Annotated in this window: 12 protein-coding genes; all 12 read left to right on the forward strand. The window is 67.4% G+C overall.

The genetic code is table 11. The features are described 5' to 3' along the window. Positions 1 to 175: 175 nt before the first annotated feature. On the forward strand, positions 176 to 1,489 hold the full coding sequence (locus A3ES_RS0138960; RefSeq protein WP_020392265.1) for an ABC transporter substrate-binding protein: 1,314 nt from the start codon (positions 176 to 178) through the stop codon (positions 1,487 to 1,489). A 6-nt stretch (positions 1,490 to 1,495) separates the two neighbouring features. Further along, complete coding sequence (locus tag A3ES_RS0138965; protein WP_020392266.1) at positions 1,496 to 2,383, forward strand: carbohydrate ABC transporter permease; 888 nt, start codon at positions 1,496 to 1,498, stop codon at positions 2,381 to 2,383. Then, positions 2,383 to 3,318 carry a carbohydrate ABC transporter permease gene (locus A3ES_RS0138970; RefSeq protein ID WP_020392267.1) on the forward strand — a complete coding sequence of 312 codons (936 nt, stop codon included), beginning with the start codon at positions 2,383 to 2,385 and terminating at the stop codon, positions 3,316 to 3,318. The genes A3ES_RS0138965 and A3ES_RS0138970 overlap by 1 nt, the downstream gene beginning before the upstream one ends. Then, complete coding sequence (locus A3ES_RS0138975; RefSeq protein WP_020392268.1) at positions 3,315 to 5,906, forward strand: beta-galactosidase; 2,592 nt, start codon at positions 3,315 to 3,317, stop codon at positions 5,904 to 5,906. The genes A3ES_RS0138970 and A3ES_RS0138975 overlap by 4 nt, the downstream gene beginning before the upstream one ends. Beyond that, complete coding sequence (locus A3ES_RS50000) at positions 5,881 to 7,131, forward strand: ROK family transcriptional regulator (protein ID WP_020392269.1); 1,251 nt, start codon at positions 5,881 to 5,883, stop codon at positions 7,129 to 7,131. Before A3ES_RS0138975 ends, A3ES_RS50000 begins: the two co-directional genes overlap by 26 nt. A gap of 10 nt (positions 7,132 to 7,141) precedes the next feature. Then, positions 7,142 to 8,659 (forward strand): alpha-N-arabinofuranosidase, encoded by a 1,518-nt coding sequence (locus A3ES_RS0138985; RefSeq protein ID WP_020392270.1) that lies wholly within the window; start codon positions 7,142 to 7,144, stop codon positions 8,657 to 8,659. Between the two features lie 56 nt (positions 8,660 to 8,715). Then, a complete protein-coding gene (locus tag A3ES_RS0138990) occupies positions 8,716 to 9,918 on the forward strand; it encodes an alpha-galactosidase (RefSeq protein ID WP_202806686.1) in 1,203 nt (400 codons plus the stop codon). 120 nt (positions 9,919 to 10,038) lie between these two features. Beyond that, positions 10,039 to 10,269 carry a LacI family DNA-binding transcriptional regulator gene (locus A3ES_RS56520; RefSeq protein WP_237745176.1) on the forward strand — a complete coding sequence of 77 codons (231 nt, stop codon included), beginning with the start codon at positions 10,039 to 10,041 and terminating at the stop codon, positions 10,267 to 10,269. Next, on the forward strand, positions 10,236 to 10,862 hold the full coding sequence (locus tag A3ES_RS50005; protein WP_237745177.1) for a substrate-binding domain-containing protein: 627 nt from the start codon (positions 10,236 to 10,238) through the stop codon (positions 10,860 to 10,862). The genes A3ES_RS56520 and A3ES_RS50005 overlap by 34 nt, the downstream gene beginning before the upstream one ends. A 44-nt stretch (positions 10,863 to 10,906) precedes the next feature. Continuing rightward, positions 10,907 to 12,589: a ribulokinase gene (gene araB / locus A3ES_RS0139000; RefSeq protein ID WP_020392272.1), complete on the forward strand. Its 1,683-nt coding sequence runs from the start codon at positions 10,907 to 10,909 to the stop codon at positions 12,587 to 12,589. Further along, complete coding sequence (locus A3ES_RS0139005) at positions 12,589 to 13,254, forward strand: L-ribulose-5-phosphate 4-epimerase (protein WP_020392273.1); 666 nt, start codon at positions 12,589 to 12,591, stop codon at positions 13,252 to 13,254. Before araB ends, A3ES_RS0139005 begins: the two co-directional genes overlap by 1 nt. Positions 13,255 to 13,268: 14 nt before the next feature. Continuing rightward, entirely contained in the window at positions 13,269 to 14,774 is a 1,506-nt protein-coding gene (araA, locus tag A3ES_RS0139010; RefSeq protein WP_020392274.1) for an L-arabinose isomerase, read from the forward strand. The last annotated feature ends 768 nt before the right edge of the window (positions 14,775 to 15,542 follow it).

Genomic DNA, 15,542 nt, shown 5'->3' on the forward strand with positions numbered 1-15,542 from the left:
TGGTGACTCTCTGTTTACGTTAACATCCTTGCTATTGCGTGGATGTCGCGATTGGGGTCACGGTTCGGATTCGGGGCCGCCGAGGTCTTGCCGATAATTATTCTGAGGGTTAACTTAACCCCCACTCGAACCCACGCGGCCCGCTCCGGACCGCCCACTGCGAGGTTCGGAGAGCATGGAGGACAGCGCGATGGTCGACAAGACGCGACTGAGTCGCCGGGGATTTCTCGGCATGGGAGTCGCCGCCGGCGTGATCACACTCACCGCCTGCGGTTCGGACAGCGACAAGGCCTCGGGCTCCGGTTCCACCGCCGCCGACCTGGTGATGACGGTGTGGGGCGGGGAGACCGACAAGACGACGTACCAGCAGCGGATCGATCTGCTGGTGAAGAAGTTCCCCGAGCTGAAGGTCAAGCTGCAGCTGATCCCTGGTGACGGCTACGCCCAGAAGGTGCAGACGATGATTGCCGGCGGCAAGGGCCCGGACATCATGCAGGTGGCCGAAAGCGTCAACGTCTACTCGAGTAAGAACCAGATCCTGCCGCTGGACGAGCTGGCCGCCAAGGCCGGCGTCGACCTGGAGAAGCGGTTCGGGTCGATCGGCAAGATCTACTCCTACCAGGACAAGCTGTACGCCATCCCGGACCGGTCCGGCGCGATGATCGCGTACTACAACAAGACCATGTTCGATGCCAAGGGCATCAAAGCCCCGACGGCGGAGTGGACCTGGGACGAGGCGCTGGCCGCGTTCAAGGAGCTCACCATTCCCGGCAAGCAGTGGGGCTACTCCGGCGGCGGCTGGTGGGCCCAGTGGTGGAGCTTCGTCTATCAGAACGGCGGCAAGATCATCGATGACGCCGGCAAGCCGGCCGTCGCCACCGACGAGGTCATCGAGGCACTGCAGTGGACCGGCGACCTGGTCTTCAAGCACGGCGTCGTCCCCACCAAGAAGCAGTACGCCGACATGGGCGCCGACGTCGGCGGTGACGGCGCCTTCGCGAACGGCAAGGTCGCGGTCAACACGACCGGGTTCTGGGGGATCAGCGGCCTGACGAAGTCCAAGATCGAGTGGGACATCGCTCCGCTGTGGCGCGGCAAGCAGCAGGCGGTGACGGCCTTCGGCAGCGGGCTGGCCATCTCCCGGACGGCGAAGAACCCCGACGCCGCGTTCAAGGCCATCGACTTCCTCACCTCGGCCGAGGCGCAGCAGAAGATCATCGCCACCGGGCAGGACGTGCCGGCCAGCATCGAGGTGCAGAAGAGCGACGCCTTCCTCAAACCCGCCTGGATGACCAAGCCGGTGCAGATGGACGTCTTCGCCGAGTCGAGTGCGTTCGTCTACCGGGCCCCGTTCATCCCCGCCTGGAACGAGATGCAGAAGGCGTTCGACGACGGACTGGCCGACTTCTGGCTGGGCAAGAAGGACGCCCGGAGCTCGCTGACCGCGATCCAGCAGCGGCTCGAGTCCATCGTCAAGCCCGCGGGGTAGGCGACGATGTCGAGGCTCCGGCGCCGGGAGGCGATCTGGTTCTACCTGTTCGCGTCGCCGTGGATCATCGGGTTCGTGGTGTTCCTGCTCGGCCCGATGATCGCGTCGATCTACATCTCGCTGACGGACTGGGACTCCTTCACCGCGCCCAAGTGGGTCGGGCTGGACAACTACACCCGGCTGCTGACCGAGGATCCCGTCTTCTGGAAGGCGTTGTGGAACACCTTCTACTACGCGGCCGTCTCGGTCCCGCTCGGCCTGGTGATCGGCTTGTGGCTGGCGAACCTGCTGAACAAGGGGGTTCGCTTCCGCAAGCTGTTCCGGACGCTGATCTATCTGCCGACGCTGGTGCCGCTGGTCGCGACCGCGATGATCTTCAAGATGGTGCTCGCCCCGTCCGGCCCGCTGAACGGCGCGCTGGGAGTGTTCGGCATCCCCGGACCGTCGTGGCTGCTGGAGGCGATGTGGGTCAAACCCGCGCTGATCCTGCTGTCGGTCTGGGGCGCCGGCGCGGCCACCGTTCTGTTGCTCGCGGCAATGAAAGGCATTCCGCGCGAGCTGTATGAGGCGGCCGAGGTGGACGGCGCCGGGCCGGTCCGGCAGTTCTGGAGCATCACCATCCCGCAGCTGACCCCGATCATCTTCTTCAACCTGATCATGGGGCTGATCGGGGCGTTCCAGGTGTTCTCCCAGGTCTACATCCTGACCAAGGGCGGCCCGGACAACGCCAGCCAGATGATGGTGCCGCTGCTGTTCAACGAGGCTTTCTCCTTCTACCACATGGGTTACGCGTCGGCGATCTCGTGGTTGCTGTTCGCCGTGATCCTGGTGTTCACGCTGGTCGCCTTCCGGACCGCCCGGCGCTGGGTGTTCTACGAGACCGAGGTGAAGTGATGGCTACCGTTCTGTCCACCGCCGCCCCCGGGCAGCAACCGCCCACCGCCGCGCCACCAGGGCGGCGGCCACCCAGTACCGAACGTGTCGTCCGGGCCAATCGGGCGACGCCGTTCAGCTACGCCACGCTGATCATCGTCTCGGCGGTGCTCTGCGTACCGCTCGTGTTCGTCGTGTCGATCGCGCTGTCCAGCGACCAGACCGTCAACGCGAACACCTTCACGATCCTCCCGCGCGAGTGGCACTGGGAGAACTTCACCCGGGTGTTCAGCACCGATCTGCCGATGCAGCGCTTCCTGCTGAACTCGGTGATCATCTCGGTCGGTGCCGTGATCGGCCAGATGCTGTCCAGCGGTCTGGTCGGCTACGCGTTCGCCCGGCTGCGCGCGCCGGGCAAGAACGTGCTGTTCATCATCGTGCTCGCGACGATGATGATCCCGGCCCAGATCACGATGATCCCGCAGTTCATCTTGTTCAAGGAACTCGGCTGGGTGAACACCTTCCTGCCGCTGATCGTGCCGAACTTCTTCTCCAACGCCTTCAACGTCTTCCTGGTCCGGCAGTTCGTCTCCCGGCTGCCGAGCGAGATCGACGAGGCCGCGATGGTGGACGGGCTCGGCTTCTTCGGCATCTACCGCCGGATCATGTTGCCGATGCTCGCGCCGGTATTGATCGCGATCGGCATCTTCACCCTGACGGCGACCTGGGGTGACTTCATGGGCCCGTTGATCTACCTGAACGACGAGTCGAAGATGCCACTGGCGCTGGGCGTGCAGTACATCACCAGTACCTCGCAGGCGCTCCAGGCTCCTCCGTGGAACCTGGTGATGGTCGGTTCGATCCTGCTCACGCTGCCGATGATCCTGGTCTACTACCTCGGCCAGCGGTACCTGTACGAGATGGACATCAGCGGCGGCAGCGCGGGGGTCAAGTGAGCTCATCCACCATCCTCAGCACCGGTGTCGAACTGGATGCCCACGGCATCCGGATCGACGGCCGTCCGGAGCTGCTGCTCTGCGCGTCCCTGTTCTACTTCCGCCTGCCGCGAGAGCAGTGGCAGGCACGCCTCGAGCAGATCCGTACTTCGGGCTACACCTGCATCGACGTCTACCTGCCGTGGAACTTCCACGAGGTCGCGCCGGGCCGGTGGTCGTTCGACGGGCGCCGTGACGTCGCGGCCTTCCTGGATCTCGCGCACGAGACCGGCCTGTCCGTCATCGCCCGGCCGGGACCGTACATCTGCTCGGAGTGGGACGGTGGCGCGCTTCCCGCCTGGCTGGGTCTCGATCCCGAAGTACGGGTCCGCCAGAACGAGCCGCGGTACCTCGCGCAGGTGGCGGCCTGGTTCGACCAGGCACTGCCGATCCTTGCCGAGCGCCAGTATCCGGCCGGCCCGGTCATCATGGTCCAGTTGGAGAACGAGCTGGACTTCTTCGACTGCGAAGACCGTCCGGGCTATCTCACCGCCTTGCGCGACCAGGCGATCAGCCACGGGATCACGGTGCCGTTGATCGCCTGTGCCGGGCAGGGCGACATCGCCGGTGCCACTGGCGACGTTCCGGGCATCGTTGCTGCCTGCAACTTCTATCCCAACGACGACTCGCCGCACATCGAGGAGGAGGTACGCCACTACGCCGCGCTGCTCGCGGATCGCGACCTTCCCCTGTTGGTCACCGAGACCAACCGGCGGCACCGGACGCTGAGACGGCTGCTGGCCAGTGGGGCGTCGTTGATCGCCCCCTACCTGCAGTCGTCCGGCTGGAACTTCGGCTACAGCCCGTCCTCCGGGAACTGGGGTGACCCAGGCAACTTCATGAGTCACGACTACGACTTCGGTGGCTACGTCTCTCCCACCGGCGCCGAAAGGCCGGAGTACGCCGAAGCACAGCTCCTGGCGCGCGTGATCAGTGCGCTGGGATCGCGGTTGGCGCTTGCCACCTCCACTATGCCCCGGGTGAAGGTGGCAGGCGACTTCCCCACCAGCTCGTCGTTGTCCGCGCTGGACCTCGTCGGTGGCGGGCAGCTGATCGCCGTACCGAATCTTGGAGACGTTCCCGGTTGTGCAGTCGTGGCGGGGGTGTCCGTGGCGGTCGCGGCGGACTCGTGCCCGCTGATGCTGGTCGATTTGCCCTTGCAGGGAAGGATGTTGACCCTTGCCTCGGCGGATCTCGTCGCGTCGACTGACGAGGTTTTGGTGTTCTCCTCCGCCGTACCGGTGACCGTTGTCCTCGGACGGACGCAGGTCGAGATCCCGGCGACGGCCGGCCAGGCCGAGTACGAGGTCGTCGACGGGGTCACTCTCGTCGTACTGACTCCGGAGGATGCCGTGCGACTCGGGGGTATTCGCGACGACGGGACGGTCGAGCTGACCGAGGTACCGGAGGCGGGTTCGCCTGGTCCGGTGACCGCCGTTCGGGAAGTGCGACGGCGAGCCGGTACGGCGCCTGCGAAGGGGGCCGGCACGCATGGGCTGCCGCCGTCGCTGGAGTCGCTCGGTGCCTATCGGGGCCGTGGAACCTACTCGTCGACGGCCGACCTGACCGGCGTCGACGAACTCCTGCTCGTCGGCGCTTGCGACCTGGTGGACCTGTCGATCGCCGGGCGCTTTCAGCCGACCATCGCCGGGTTCGGTGCGACCCGGCGGATCGACGTACGGGCTGAGTCGGGTCGCGCTGCCATCCACGCGACGGTCGAGACCTGGGGGCACGCCAACTTCGACGACTCGCGGCTGCCGGCCCTTCGCCTCGGTGCACTCCGCGGGCTCGGCACGCTGTGGACCGTGCAAGGCGTTCAGGATCTCGATGCCTCGTGGCGGGTCGACGGTCACTGGGCCGGTGAGCCGGCGCCGGTTCGCTCGCTAGGCGGCTGGAGCAGCACGCGCGTCGGCGTACCGATCACCTATGTACGCCGTCTCGAACTGCCGGCCATGGCGGCCCTTCATCTGCGTGGAGTTGATCAGCCGGTGCGGGTGACTGTGGACGGCGAGGCGGTCACTGTCCATCGGGAGAACCCGTGGGTGATGCTGCCGGCAGGGACCGGCGAGGTGGTGGTGACGCTGCCACATCATCCGAGCGGCGATGGACTGCACGCGGAACTGCTCAGCCTTCAGCCTGTGCGGGACTGGACGTGCACAGTCCAGGACGACGAGTTGCTGACCGCCTTCGCCACTCGCGAAGCCCCGGTCACGGATCTCAAGCTTCCGCTGACCCTCGAACCGGGTGAAGAGGTCTGGCTCGACGTCGAACTGCCGGCTGGAGACGAGGACTGCCTGGTCCGGCTAGACGCTTCACAGCTCCGGGTGACCGGCTGGGCCGCCGGAGAGTGTCTCGGCCGGATCTGGGCCGGTGACCGGCCGAGGTTCTCCGGCGGTGACCCAGACGTGTTGTGGGTGCCCGCTGGATGGTCCGGCATAACTCTCCTGTTGCGGGGCGTCGCCGGTCCGGCTGTTCCGGAGCTTCGTAGGCTGAGGCTAGGGACATCCAGATCCAGAGGGGGAAATGGTGCCGAGGCAGACGTCACGTGACCTTCGCAACGAGAGCCGGTTCGAGGTTCTCCATGCGCTGTTCGAGCTGGGTCCGTCCACCCGGCAGGAGATCAGCCGGCACACCGGACTCAGTACTGCGACCGTGGCCACGCTGGTCACCGAGTTCCTCTCCGAAGGGGTACTGCGGATCGCCACCCTGGAGCGGAGGACCGTCGGGCGGCCCTACGAGCGGCTGGCGATCGATCCGGATCGCGGCCGCATCGTCGGGGTCGACGTCGCCGAGACGTACGTGGCCGCGACTGTCTACGACATCGCGCTCAACCCGATCAGTCACGGTGAGGTGACCCTGGACGAGCACGAGAACAGCCAGTCGTACGTCGTCGACGGCATCGTCCGCGCGGTCGAGGCGGCCGTCGCGGACAGCGAGGGTGGACTCGATCGCATCCTCGGCAGCGGGGTCAGCATGCCGGGGCAGGTCAGCCCGGATGCCGGCGTCTCGGTCTTCGCCCCGAACTGGGACTGGCACGACGTCCGGATCGAGGCGCTGCTCGAGCAACGCCTGCGGATCCCCGTGTACGTCGACAACCCGCTCAAGGCCGTCACCCTGTCCGAGATGTGGTTCGGGGTCGGGCGGGTATCGGAGAGCATGGCCGTGGTCAACCTCGGTACCGGCGTCGGCGCTGGGATCGCGATCGACGGAGCCCTGATCCGCGGCACCAACAACAACGCGGGCGAATGGGGCCACACGCTGCTCCAGCTCGACGGCCGGCAGTGCCGCTGCGGCCGGCGTGGTTGCGTCGAGGCGTACCTCGGTGTCCACGGCATCGAGACCTCGCTCGCGGAGATCGACCCGTCGCACCCGGCGCTGCGGCAGCCGTTGCAACGCGGATTCATCGAGGCGGTCGCGAAGGGCCTCGCCACCGGCGATCCGGTCCTGGCGGAACTCGCGGCCCGTACGTCGCACTACCTGGCAGCCGCGCTCGGCGATCTCGTCAACGTGCTCGACATCCCGTCCATCACCCTCACCGGCTGGACCACGACGGCCCTGGCCGAATGGATCGTCCCGGCCGTTCGCGAGGAGCTGCCGCAACACGTGTTGCCGGGATCCCTGCCGAACCTCACCGTCGAGTCATCCCGTGTCCCCGGCAACCCGGTCGCCCTCGGCATGGCGGCCTTCGCGCTGGAACAGTTCCTCGGTCAGCTCGGATTGGCCAGCCCGGCGAGCACCCCGATCACCCGTCGCCGGCCCCGCTCACAGTCTTAGGAGACGAATCTTGTCCAACGCGTCAGCCTCGCGGGTCGTGATCGACCTCGACGTGCCCGGCCCGACCATCAGCCGCCATCTGTACGGCCACTTCGCCGAGCACCTCGGGCGCTGTGTCTACGACGGCTTCTACGTCGGGGAGTCCTCCGACCTGCCGAACGAGGGCGGGATCCGGCTCGACGTGGTCGAGGCGCTGCGGGCGCTGAACATCCCCAACCTGCGCTGGCCGGGCGGCTGCTTCGCCGACGAGTACCACTGGATGAACGGCATCGGCCCGCGCGCCGACCGGCCCGGAATGGTCAACACCAACTGGGGCAACGTAGTGGAGAACAACCACTTCGGCACCCACGAGTTCATGGCCCTGTGCGAACTGCTCGGCGCCGAGCCGTACGTGAACGGCAATGTCGGCAGCGGGACCGTCCAGGAGATGAGCGACTGGGTCGAGTATCTGACCCGCGGCGGCGACAGCCCGATGGTCCGGCTCCGCAAGGCCAACGGTCGCGACGAACCCTGGCAGGTGCCGTTCTGGGGAATCGGCAACGAGGCCTGGGGCTGCGGCGGCAACCTGACCGCCGAAGCGTACGTCGACCTGGCCCGCCAGTACGCCACCTTCTGCAAGAACCACGACGGGAACAGGCTCTACCGGATCGCCGCCGGTGCCTCCGACCACGACCTCGCCTGGACCGAAGGCCTGATGAAGTCGATCAGCAAGCTCGGTGGCACGCCGCGCGACCTCTTCCAGGCGATCTCGGTGCACTACTACACCGTGCCCGGGACGTGGGAGCACAAGGGCAGCGCTACCGAGTTCGGTCTCGACGACTACTACCGGACCATGATCAAGGCCCAGGACATCGACCGGGTCCTCACCGGACACTCGACGGTGATGGACGCCTACGACCCGCAGCGCAAGATCGGCCTCGTGCTCGACGAGTGGGGCACCTGGTGGGACGTCGAGCCGGGCACGAACCCCGGTTTCCTGTACCAGCAGAACGCGCTGCGAGACGCGTTGGTGGCCAGCCTGCACTTCGACATCTTCCACCGGCACGCCGAGCGGCTGGTGATGGCGAACATCGCGCAGACGGTGAACGTCCTGCAGGCGATGCTGCTGACCGACGACACCGGCCTGGTGCTCACGCCGACGTACCACGTGTTCGAGATGAACAAGGGTCATCACGACGCCACGGCCGTGCCGGTGCACGTGGTTGACCGCCAGGCGCCGTACACGCTCGACGGGAAGCAGCTGGAGTTGCTCTCGGCATCGGCAAGTGTCAAGGGCGGTCGGGCGTTGGTGTCGGTGACGAATCTCGATCCCACCGCGGCGGCGGACGTAGTGCTGGATCTGCGGGGAGCGACAGTTCGCGACCATCGTGGTCGGTTGCTGACGGCACCTGAACTGCAGGCTCACAACTCCGCCGGCGATCCGCAGGTTGTCGTGCCGACTGCGTTGACGGAGATCGTGACCGACCCGCGTGGTCTCCGAGTAACACTTCCGCCGCACTCCTTCGCGACGATCGAGCTGGACCTGTGAGCGCGGCGATGCGGCCGCCGATGGGATGGAACAGCTGGGACTGTTACGGATCCACCGTGACGGAGCAGGAGGTGCTCGCGAACGCCCGGTTCATGGCTTCGCAGCTGCTGCCGTACGGCTGGGACACCGTGGTGGTCGACATCTGCTGGTACGAACCGGCGGCCAAGGCGCACGGTTACAACGATGATCCGGTGCTTGTCCTCGACGACCACGGTCAGTTGCTCCCGGCACCCAACCGCTTCCCGTCCGCCGTTGGTGGGAAGGGTTTCGCGCCCCTCTCCGCCGAGATCCACGAGCTGGGCCTGCGGTTCGGCGTCCACATGATGCGTGGCATCCCGCGCCAGGCGGTCGAACGTGACCTGCCCGTCGCCGGTACGCCGTGGACCGCCCGCGAGATCGCCGATACCGCGTCGGTGTGTCCGTGGAACCCGAACAACTACGGCCTCAACCACGACCATCCCGGGGCCCAGGAGTACTACGACGCCCAGGTTCGGCTGCTGGCGAGCTGGGGCGTCGACTTCATCAAGGGCGACGACTTCCTGTATCCCTACCAGGCAAGGGAGATCGAGGCCTATTCCCTGGCCATCCAGCGAGCCGGGCGGCCGATCGAGCTGAGCCTGTCGCCGGGCCGCGAACTGTCGATGGCCAACCTCCCACATCTGCGCAAGCACTCGTCGATGTGGCGGATCTCCGACGACCTCTGGGACCGTTGGGAGGACCTCGAAGCACAGTTCACCCGCCTGGCCCGATGGGCCCTGCACTCAGGACCCGGCGGCTGGGCCGACGCCGACATGCTGCCCCTCGGCCGGATCGGCATCCGCGCCGAACGCGGCGACGACCGGTTGTGCCGGCTGACCCCGGCCGAGCAGCGAACCATGATCAACCTGTGGACGATCGCGCGGTCCCCGCTGATGGTCGGCGGCGACCTGCCGACATCCCCGCCGGCCACGATCGACCTGCTCACCAACGCCGACGTACTCGAGGTGCTGTCGGCAACAAAAGACAATCGCGAGGTACTACGTGACGGCGAGCTGATCGTCTGGACAGCATCCGCGACCGCGCGCCCGGGATCTCGCTACGCGGCCGTCTTCTGGCTGGGCGACCAACCACGCCAACTGACCATCCCACTTCGCTCGATGGGCGCAACCCCGTCGGACACCATCACCGACCTGTGGACCGGCAAAACACTTCTCCCGGCCACCCCTGTCCTCGAACTCGAACTCGAACCCCACGGCTCGCGGATGCTCCGGCTGGACTAGTGGATCCCGTGGGCAATCGGATTCCCACTCTGTGAAACAGGTCCGGCGAGGGGACTTGACCCAGCGGGTGTTAGCGTTCACAGTTGAGCGGGTACGCCGTCTGACGAGGAGAACTGATCGATGCGAGCGAGAGCGTCACGGCCGCCGGTGATGGCCGACGTGGCGCGGGTCGCCGGTGTCTCGCACCAGACCGTCTCGCGGGTTCTCAACGACCTGCCGAACGTCCACCCGAACACCCGGAAGCGGATCCTGCGGGCGATCGAGGAGCTGGGCTACCGCCGGAACCTCTCGGCCAGGGCATCGACGGGATCATCGTGGTGGCTCCGCAGCGGCAAGCCGCCCAGGCGCTGAGCAGCGTGCCGGACGACATCCCGGCGGTCGCTGTCGAAGGCGGCCGGGCACGGAAGGTTCCGGTCGTCAGCGTCGACCAGGTCGGCGGCGCTCGGCTCGCAGTACAGCATCTGCTCGATCTCGGTCATGAGACGGTCTGGCACGTCGCAGGTCCGGACGACTGGCTCGAGGCGGAAGGCCGCCTCAAGGGCTGGCGCGAGACCCTCGAAGCGGCCGGCCGATCGGTGCCCGAGGCATTGACCGGAGACTGGAGTCCGCGATCTGGCTATCAGGCCGGACTCCGGCTGCCACCTGAGGCGACCGCGGTCTTCGTCGCCAACGACCAGATGGCCCTCGGCTTGCTCCGGTCGCTGTCCGAACGAGGTATCCGGGTCCCCGAGCAGGTCAGCGTGATCGGGTTCGACGACCTGCCGGAGGCCGAGTTCTTCAGTCCACCGTTGACGACCGTGCGTCAGGACTTCGCGCTGGTCGGCCGGCACAGCATCGAACTGCTACTCGACCAGCTCCAAGGAGATCCGCCGGTCCGGCAGCGACGCGTGGTCGTCCCGGCGACTCTGATGCCGCGCGCGAGTACCGCGGCACCACCCGCCTGAGCCCTTGTCCCCTGTCCATCCCAACCGCAGCGCGGGAGTAGATTGTGAACGCTAACAAGATCGGCCCGGCGCAGCAGTTCGTCGTCGGCATCGACTTCGGCACCCTGTCGGGGCGAGCTGTCGTCGTCCGGGTTTCCGATGGCGAGGAGCTCGGCAGCGCGGTTCATGAGTACTCCCACGGCGTGATCGAGAGTTCCCTGCCGGGATCTGACGTCCGGCTGGGGCCGAGCTGGGCTCTGCAGTCGCCGGAGGACTGGCTCGACGTACTCCGCCGCGCAGTACCGAAGGCCCTGGCTGTCTCCGGTGTGGACCCGGCCGCGGTCATCGGCATCGGGACGGACTTCACCGCTTGCACGGTGCTGCCGACACTCGCCGATGGCACGCCGCTGTGCGACCTGGAGGATCTCGCGGACCGGCCGCACGCCTGGCCGAAGCTCTGGAAGCATCACGCCGCCCAGCCGCACGCGGACCTCATCAACAAGCTCGCCGAGGAGCGGGGCGAGTCCTGGCTTACCCGGTACGGCGGCAGGATCTCCTCCGAGTGGGAGTTCGCCAAGGGCCTTCAGTTGCTGCAGGAAGAGCCGGAGGTCTACACGCGCAGCGACCGGTGGATCGAAGCCGCCGACTGGATCATCTGGCAGCTCACCGGCACCGAGTCCCGCAATGTGTGCACGGCCGGCTACAAGGGGATCCGGACCGAGGACGGCTACCCGTCCCGGGACTATCTGATCGCCCTCGATCCGGCCTTCGCCGACTTCACGGACAAGCTGGCGAACGAACTGCTTCCGCTCGGCGCACTGGCCGGGCAACTCACCCCGCAAGCCGCGGAGTGGACCGGTCTGCCGGCCGGCATAGCGATTGCCGCAGGCAACGTGGATGCTCACGTGACGGCCGCGGCCGCCGATGCCACGCGCCCCGGGCAGTTGGTGGCGATCATGGGTACGTCGACCTGCCACGTCATGTCGTCGGACCAGCTGGCCGAAGTACCCGGCATGTGTGGCGTGGTCGACGGCGGCATCATCGACGGGCTCTGGGGCTATGAGGCCGGCCAGTCGGCGGTCGGCGACATCTTCGGCTGGTTCGTGGACAACTGCGTTCCCCCGGCGTACGTCGCCGAGGCCGAGCGACGTGGTGTCTCCGTGCACACCTATCTGGAGGAGCTCGCCGCTGAGCAGGCGGTCGGCGCTCATGGCCTGATCGCACTCGACTGGCACAACGGCAACCGGTCCATCCTGGTCGACCACGATCTGTCGGCCGTCCTGGTCGGGCAGACCCTGGCGACGCGCCCCGAGGACGGCTACCGCGCGCTGATCGAGGGCACCGCCTTCGGCACCCGGCGCATCGTCCAGGCGTTCGAGGAGAAGGGCGTCGCCGTCGAGGAGTTCATCGTCGCGGGCGGCCTGCTGAAGAACCGGCTGCTGATGCAGATCTACTCCGACGTTCTCCGCCGTCCGATCTCCGTGGTCGCCTCCGAACAAGGCCCGGCGCTCGGCTCGGCCATCCATGCAGCCGTTGCCGCCGGCACCTATCCGGACGTGCCGGCGGCAGCGGCGTCAATGGGGCGACGGCTCGAGTTCGCTTACCGGCCCGACACCGCCCGGGCCGACCGCTACGACCTGCTGTACGCCGAGTACCGCGAACTTCACGACTGGTTCGCCGGTGAGGCGGACGGCGGCAACGGAGTACTGCACCGCCTCCACAAACTCAAGAATGAGGTGATCGGGTGATGAGTGCGTCAGCAGCTGTCGCCGAACTGCGAAGCCAGGTATCCGCCCTGCACACGGAACTGGTCAGGTACGGACTCGTCGCCTGGACGGCGGGCAACATCTCCGGCCGGGTGCCCGGCGAGGACCTCTTCGTCATCAAGCCGAGCGGCATCTCGTACGACGACCTCGCGCCCGCCACGATCGTCGTGTGCGATCTCGACGGCAACCTGGTCGAGGGAGAGATGTCGCCGTCCAGCGACACCGCCGCGCACGCGTACGTGTACCGGGCCAGGCCTGACATCGGCGGAGTGGTGCACACCCATTCGCCGTACGCCACCGCCTGGGCCGCTCGCAACGAGCCGATCCCCTGTGTCCTGACCGCGATGGCCGACGAGTTCGGCGGCGAGATCCCGGTCGGACCGTTCGCCCTGATCGGAGACGACTCGATCGGCCGGGGCATCGTCGAGACGCTGGCCGGGTCCCGCTCGCCGGCGGTCCTGATGCGCAATCACGGCGTCTTCACCGTCGGCAAGGATCCCCGGGCCGCCGTCAAGGCCGCGGTCATGTGCGAGGACGTCGCCCGCACGGTCCACATCGCCCGGTCGGGCGGGGACCTCACCCCGATCGACTCCGGCCACATCGACAGCCTCTACACCCGCTACCAGACCGTTTACGGTCAGCGCTGAGCCCTGGAGCCATCATGAAACCCTCCCGCCGACCGCAGATCTGGTTCCTGACCGGAAGCCAGGGCCTGTACGGGCCCGAAACCCTCAACCAGGTCGCCGTCCAGTCCCAGCAGATCGTCGCCGCCCTGAACGACTCGGCCGAGCTCGACGCCGAGGTCGTCTGGTACCCGGTCGTCACCGACTCCGACGCGATCCGGCACACCTTCCTGAAGGCGAACGCGGCCGAGGACTGCATCGGCGTGATCGCCTGGATGCACACGTTCTCGCCGGCCAAGATGTGGATCGCCGGCCTGGAAGCCCTGCAGGTGCCGCTGCTGCACCTGCACACGCAGGCCAACGCCGCGCTTCCCTGGGCCGACCTGGACATGGACTTCATGAACCTGAACCAGGCCGCCCACGGCGACCGCGAGTTCGGCTACATCCAGACCCGGCTCGGCATCCCGCGGACCACCGTCGCCGGTCACGTCAGCGACCCGGCGGTCACCGCGCGGATCGGCGGCTGGGCCCGCGCCGCGACCGGCCTGGCCGCGTTGCGGTCGATGAAGGTGGCCCGCTTCGGCGACAACATGCGCGACGTCGCCGTGACCGAAGGCGACAAGGTCGAGGCCCAGCGCCGTTTCGGGGTCTCGGTCAACACGTACTCGGTCAACGATCTCGTCGCCGCGGTCGACGCGGTACCGGACAGCGACATCGACGAACTCGTCAAGGAGTACGACGATGTGTACCGGCTCGCGCCCGAGCTGCGTGCCGATGGCGATCGCCACGACTCGTTGCGCTATGCCGCCCGGCTCGAGGCCGGCCTGCGTGGCTTCCTCGACGCCGGCGACTTCACCGCCTTCACCACCAACTTCGAGGACCTGGGTGGACTGCGTCAGCTCCCGGGGATGGCCGTCCAGCGCTTGATGGCCGACGGCTACGGGTTCGGCGGCGAGGGCGACTGGAAGACGTCGGTCCTGCTCCGCACCCTCAAGGTCATCGGCGCCGGCCGACCGGGCGGTACGTCCTTCATGGAGGACTACACGTATCACCTGGTGCCGGGCGAGGAGCTGATTCTCGGCGCCCACATGCTCGAGGTCTGTCCGTCGATCGCGGCCGGTACGCCGTCCATCGAGATCCACCCGCTCGGCATCGGCGACCGCGAGGATCCGGTCCGGATGGTCTTCGACGCTGCCCCCGGCCCGGCCGTGGTGGTCGGTCTGGCCGACCTCGGCGACCGGTTCCGCCTGGTGGCCAACGAGATCGACGTCGTCGCGCCCGACCAGCCGCTCCCCCGGTTGCCTGTTGCCCGCGCGGTCTGGAAGCCCCGCCCGGACTTCCGCACGTCGGCCGAATCCTGGCTGACCGCCGGAGCACCCCACCACACCGTGTTGTCGTCATCGGTCACCTCCGACGAACTGGACGACCTGGCCACGATGCTCCGCACCGAACTGCTGACCATCGACGCCAAGACGGAGACTCGCCAGTTCCAGAAGGAGATCCGCTGGAACCAGGTCTACCACCGCCTGGCCCTCGGCTTCTGACCCTCCCACCGAGAGCCGCACCCTCTCGGGGGTCCCGACACATTGGACGGCTGCGCACGCACTACCCGGCACCAATGCCCCGACACACCGAGGGAAGCGCTTGCTGACCGGAGAGGGGTATGCACGGGCGTCCGGACCCTCCCGGCAATGTGCTCACGGCTCGCAGCACACCGGCGTACTCGGCCAGGCCGAGCCATCCCAATCCCACCTTGTGCACCGGGAAGCCACCTACCCGCCAGTAGAACGCTCAGTGGGTGCCCAAAGTGGGGTTTGGGGGTGGGCGGGTGTGACGCATGCCCCGGCATCGCGTACGAGGCGCGGAGGCGGAGCGCGTGCCGGTACGCCGTATCGGGGTGAGGTACGCGGTCGGCGCACGGCATACGGGGATGGGTCGGCGGGCCGCGTGTCGGTATGGCGCACGGCCGGGGTCGCCGACGCCAACAGGGCCGGATGCCACCCATCACGCCGGGTACGCCGGGTTGCTGGCGGCCGATGGCCGGTGCTGTTACCGATGCCGCGTTGTAGAGCCTGTTGTGAGATGGGTCTGGGGTTCGCGTTGTGTCCCGACCGACAGGAAGTAGTGCCGGTTCTGCGGCCGGCCGCGGCCTGCGTGAGCGTGGCGCGCGGCCGAACGGTCGACTACTTCCTGTCGGTCGGTACACAATCAGGCGGCTTTCTTGATCACGTCGTGGCGGACGGCTGGGGTGCTGGTTGAGCCTTTGGGTCGGCCGGGGCCGGCTTTGGAGGGTTTTGGTGGACTGGCTGGGG

The organism is Kribbella catacumbae DSM 19601, from assembly GCF_000372465.1.
Taxonomy (GTDB): Bacteria; Actinomycetota; Actinomycetes; order Propionibacteriales; family Kribbellaceae; genus Kribbella; species Kribbella catacumbae.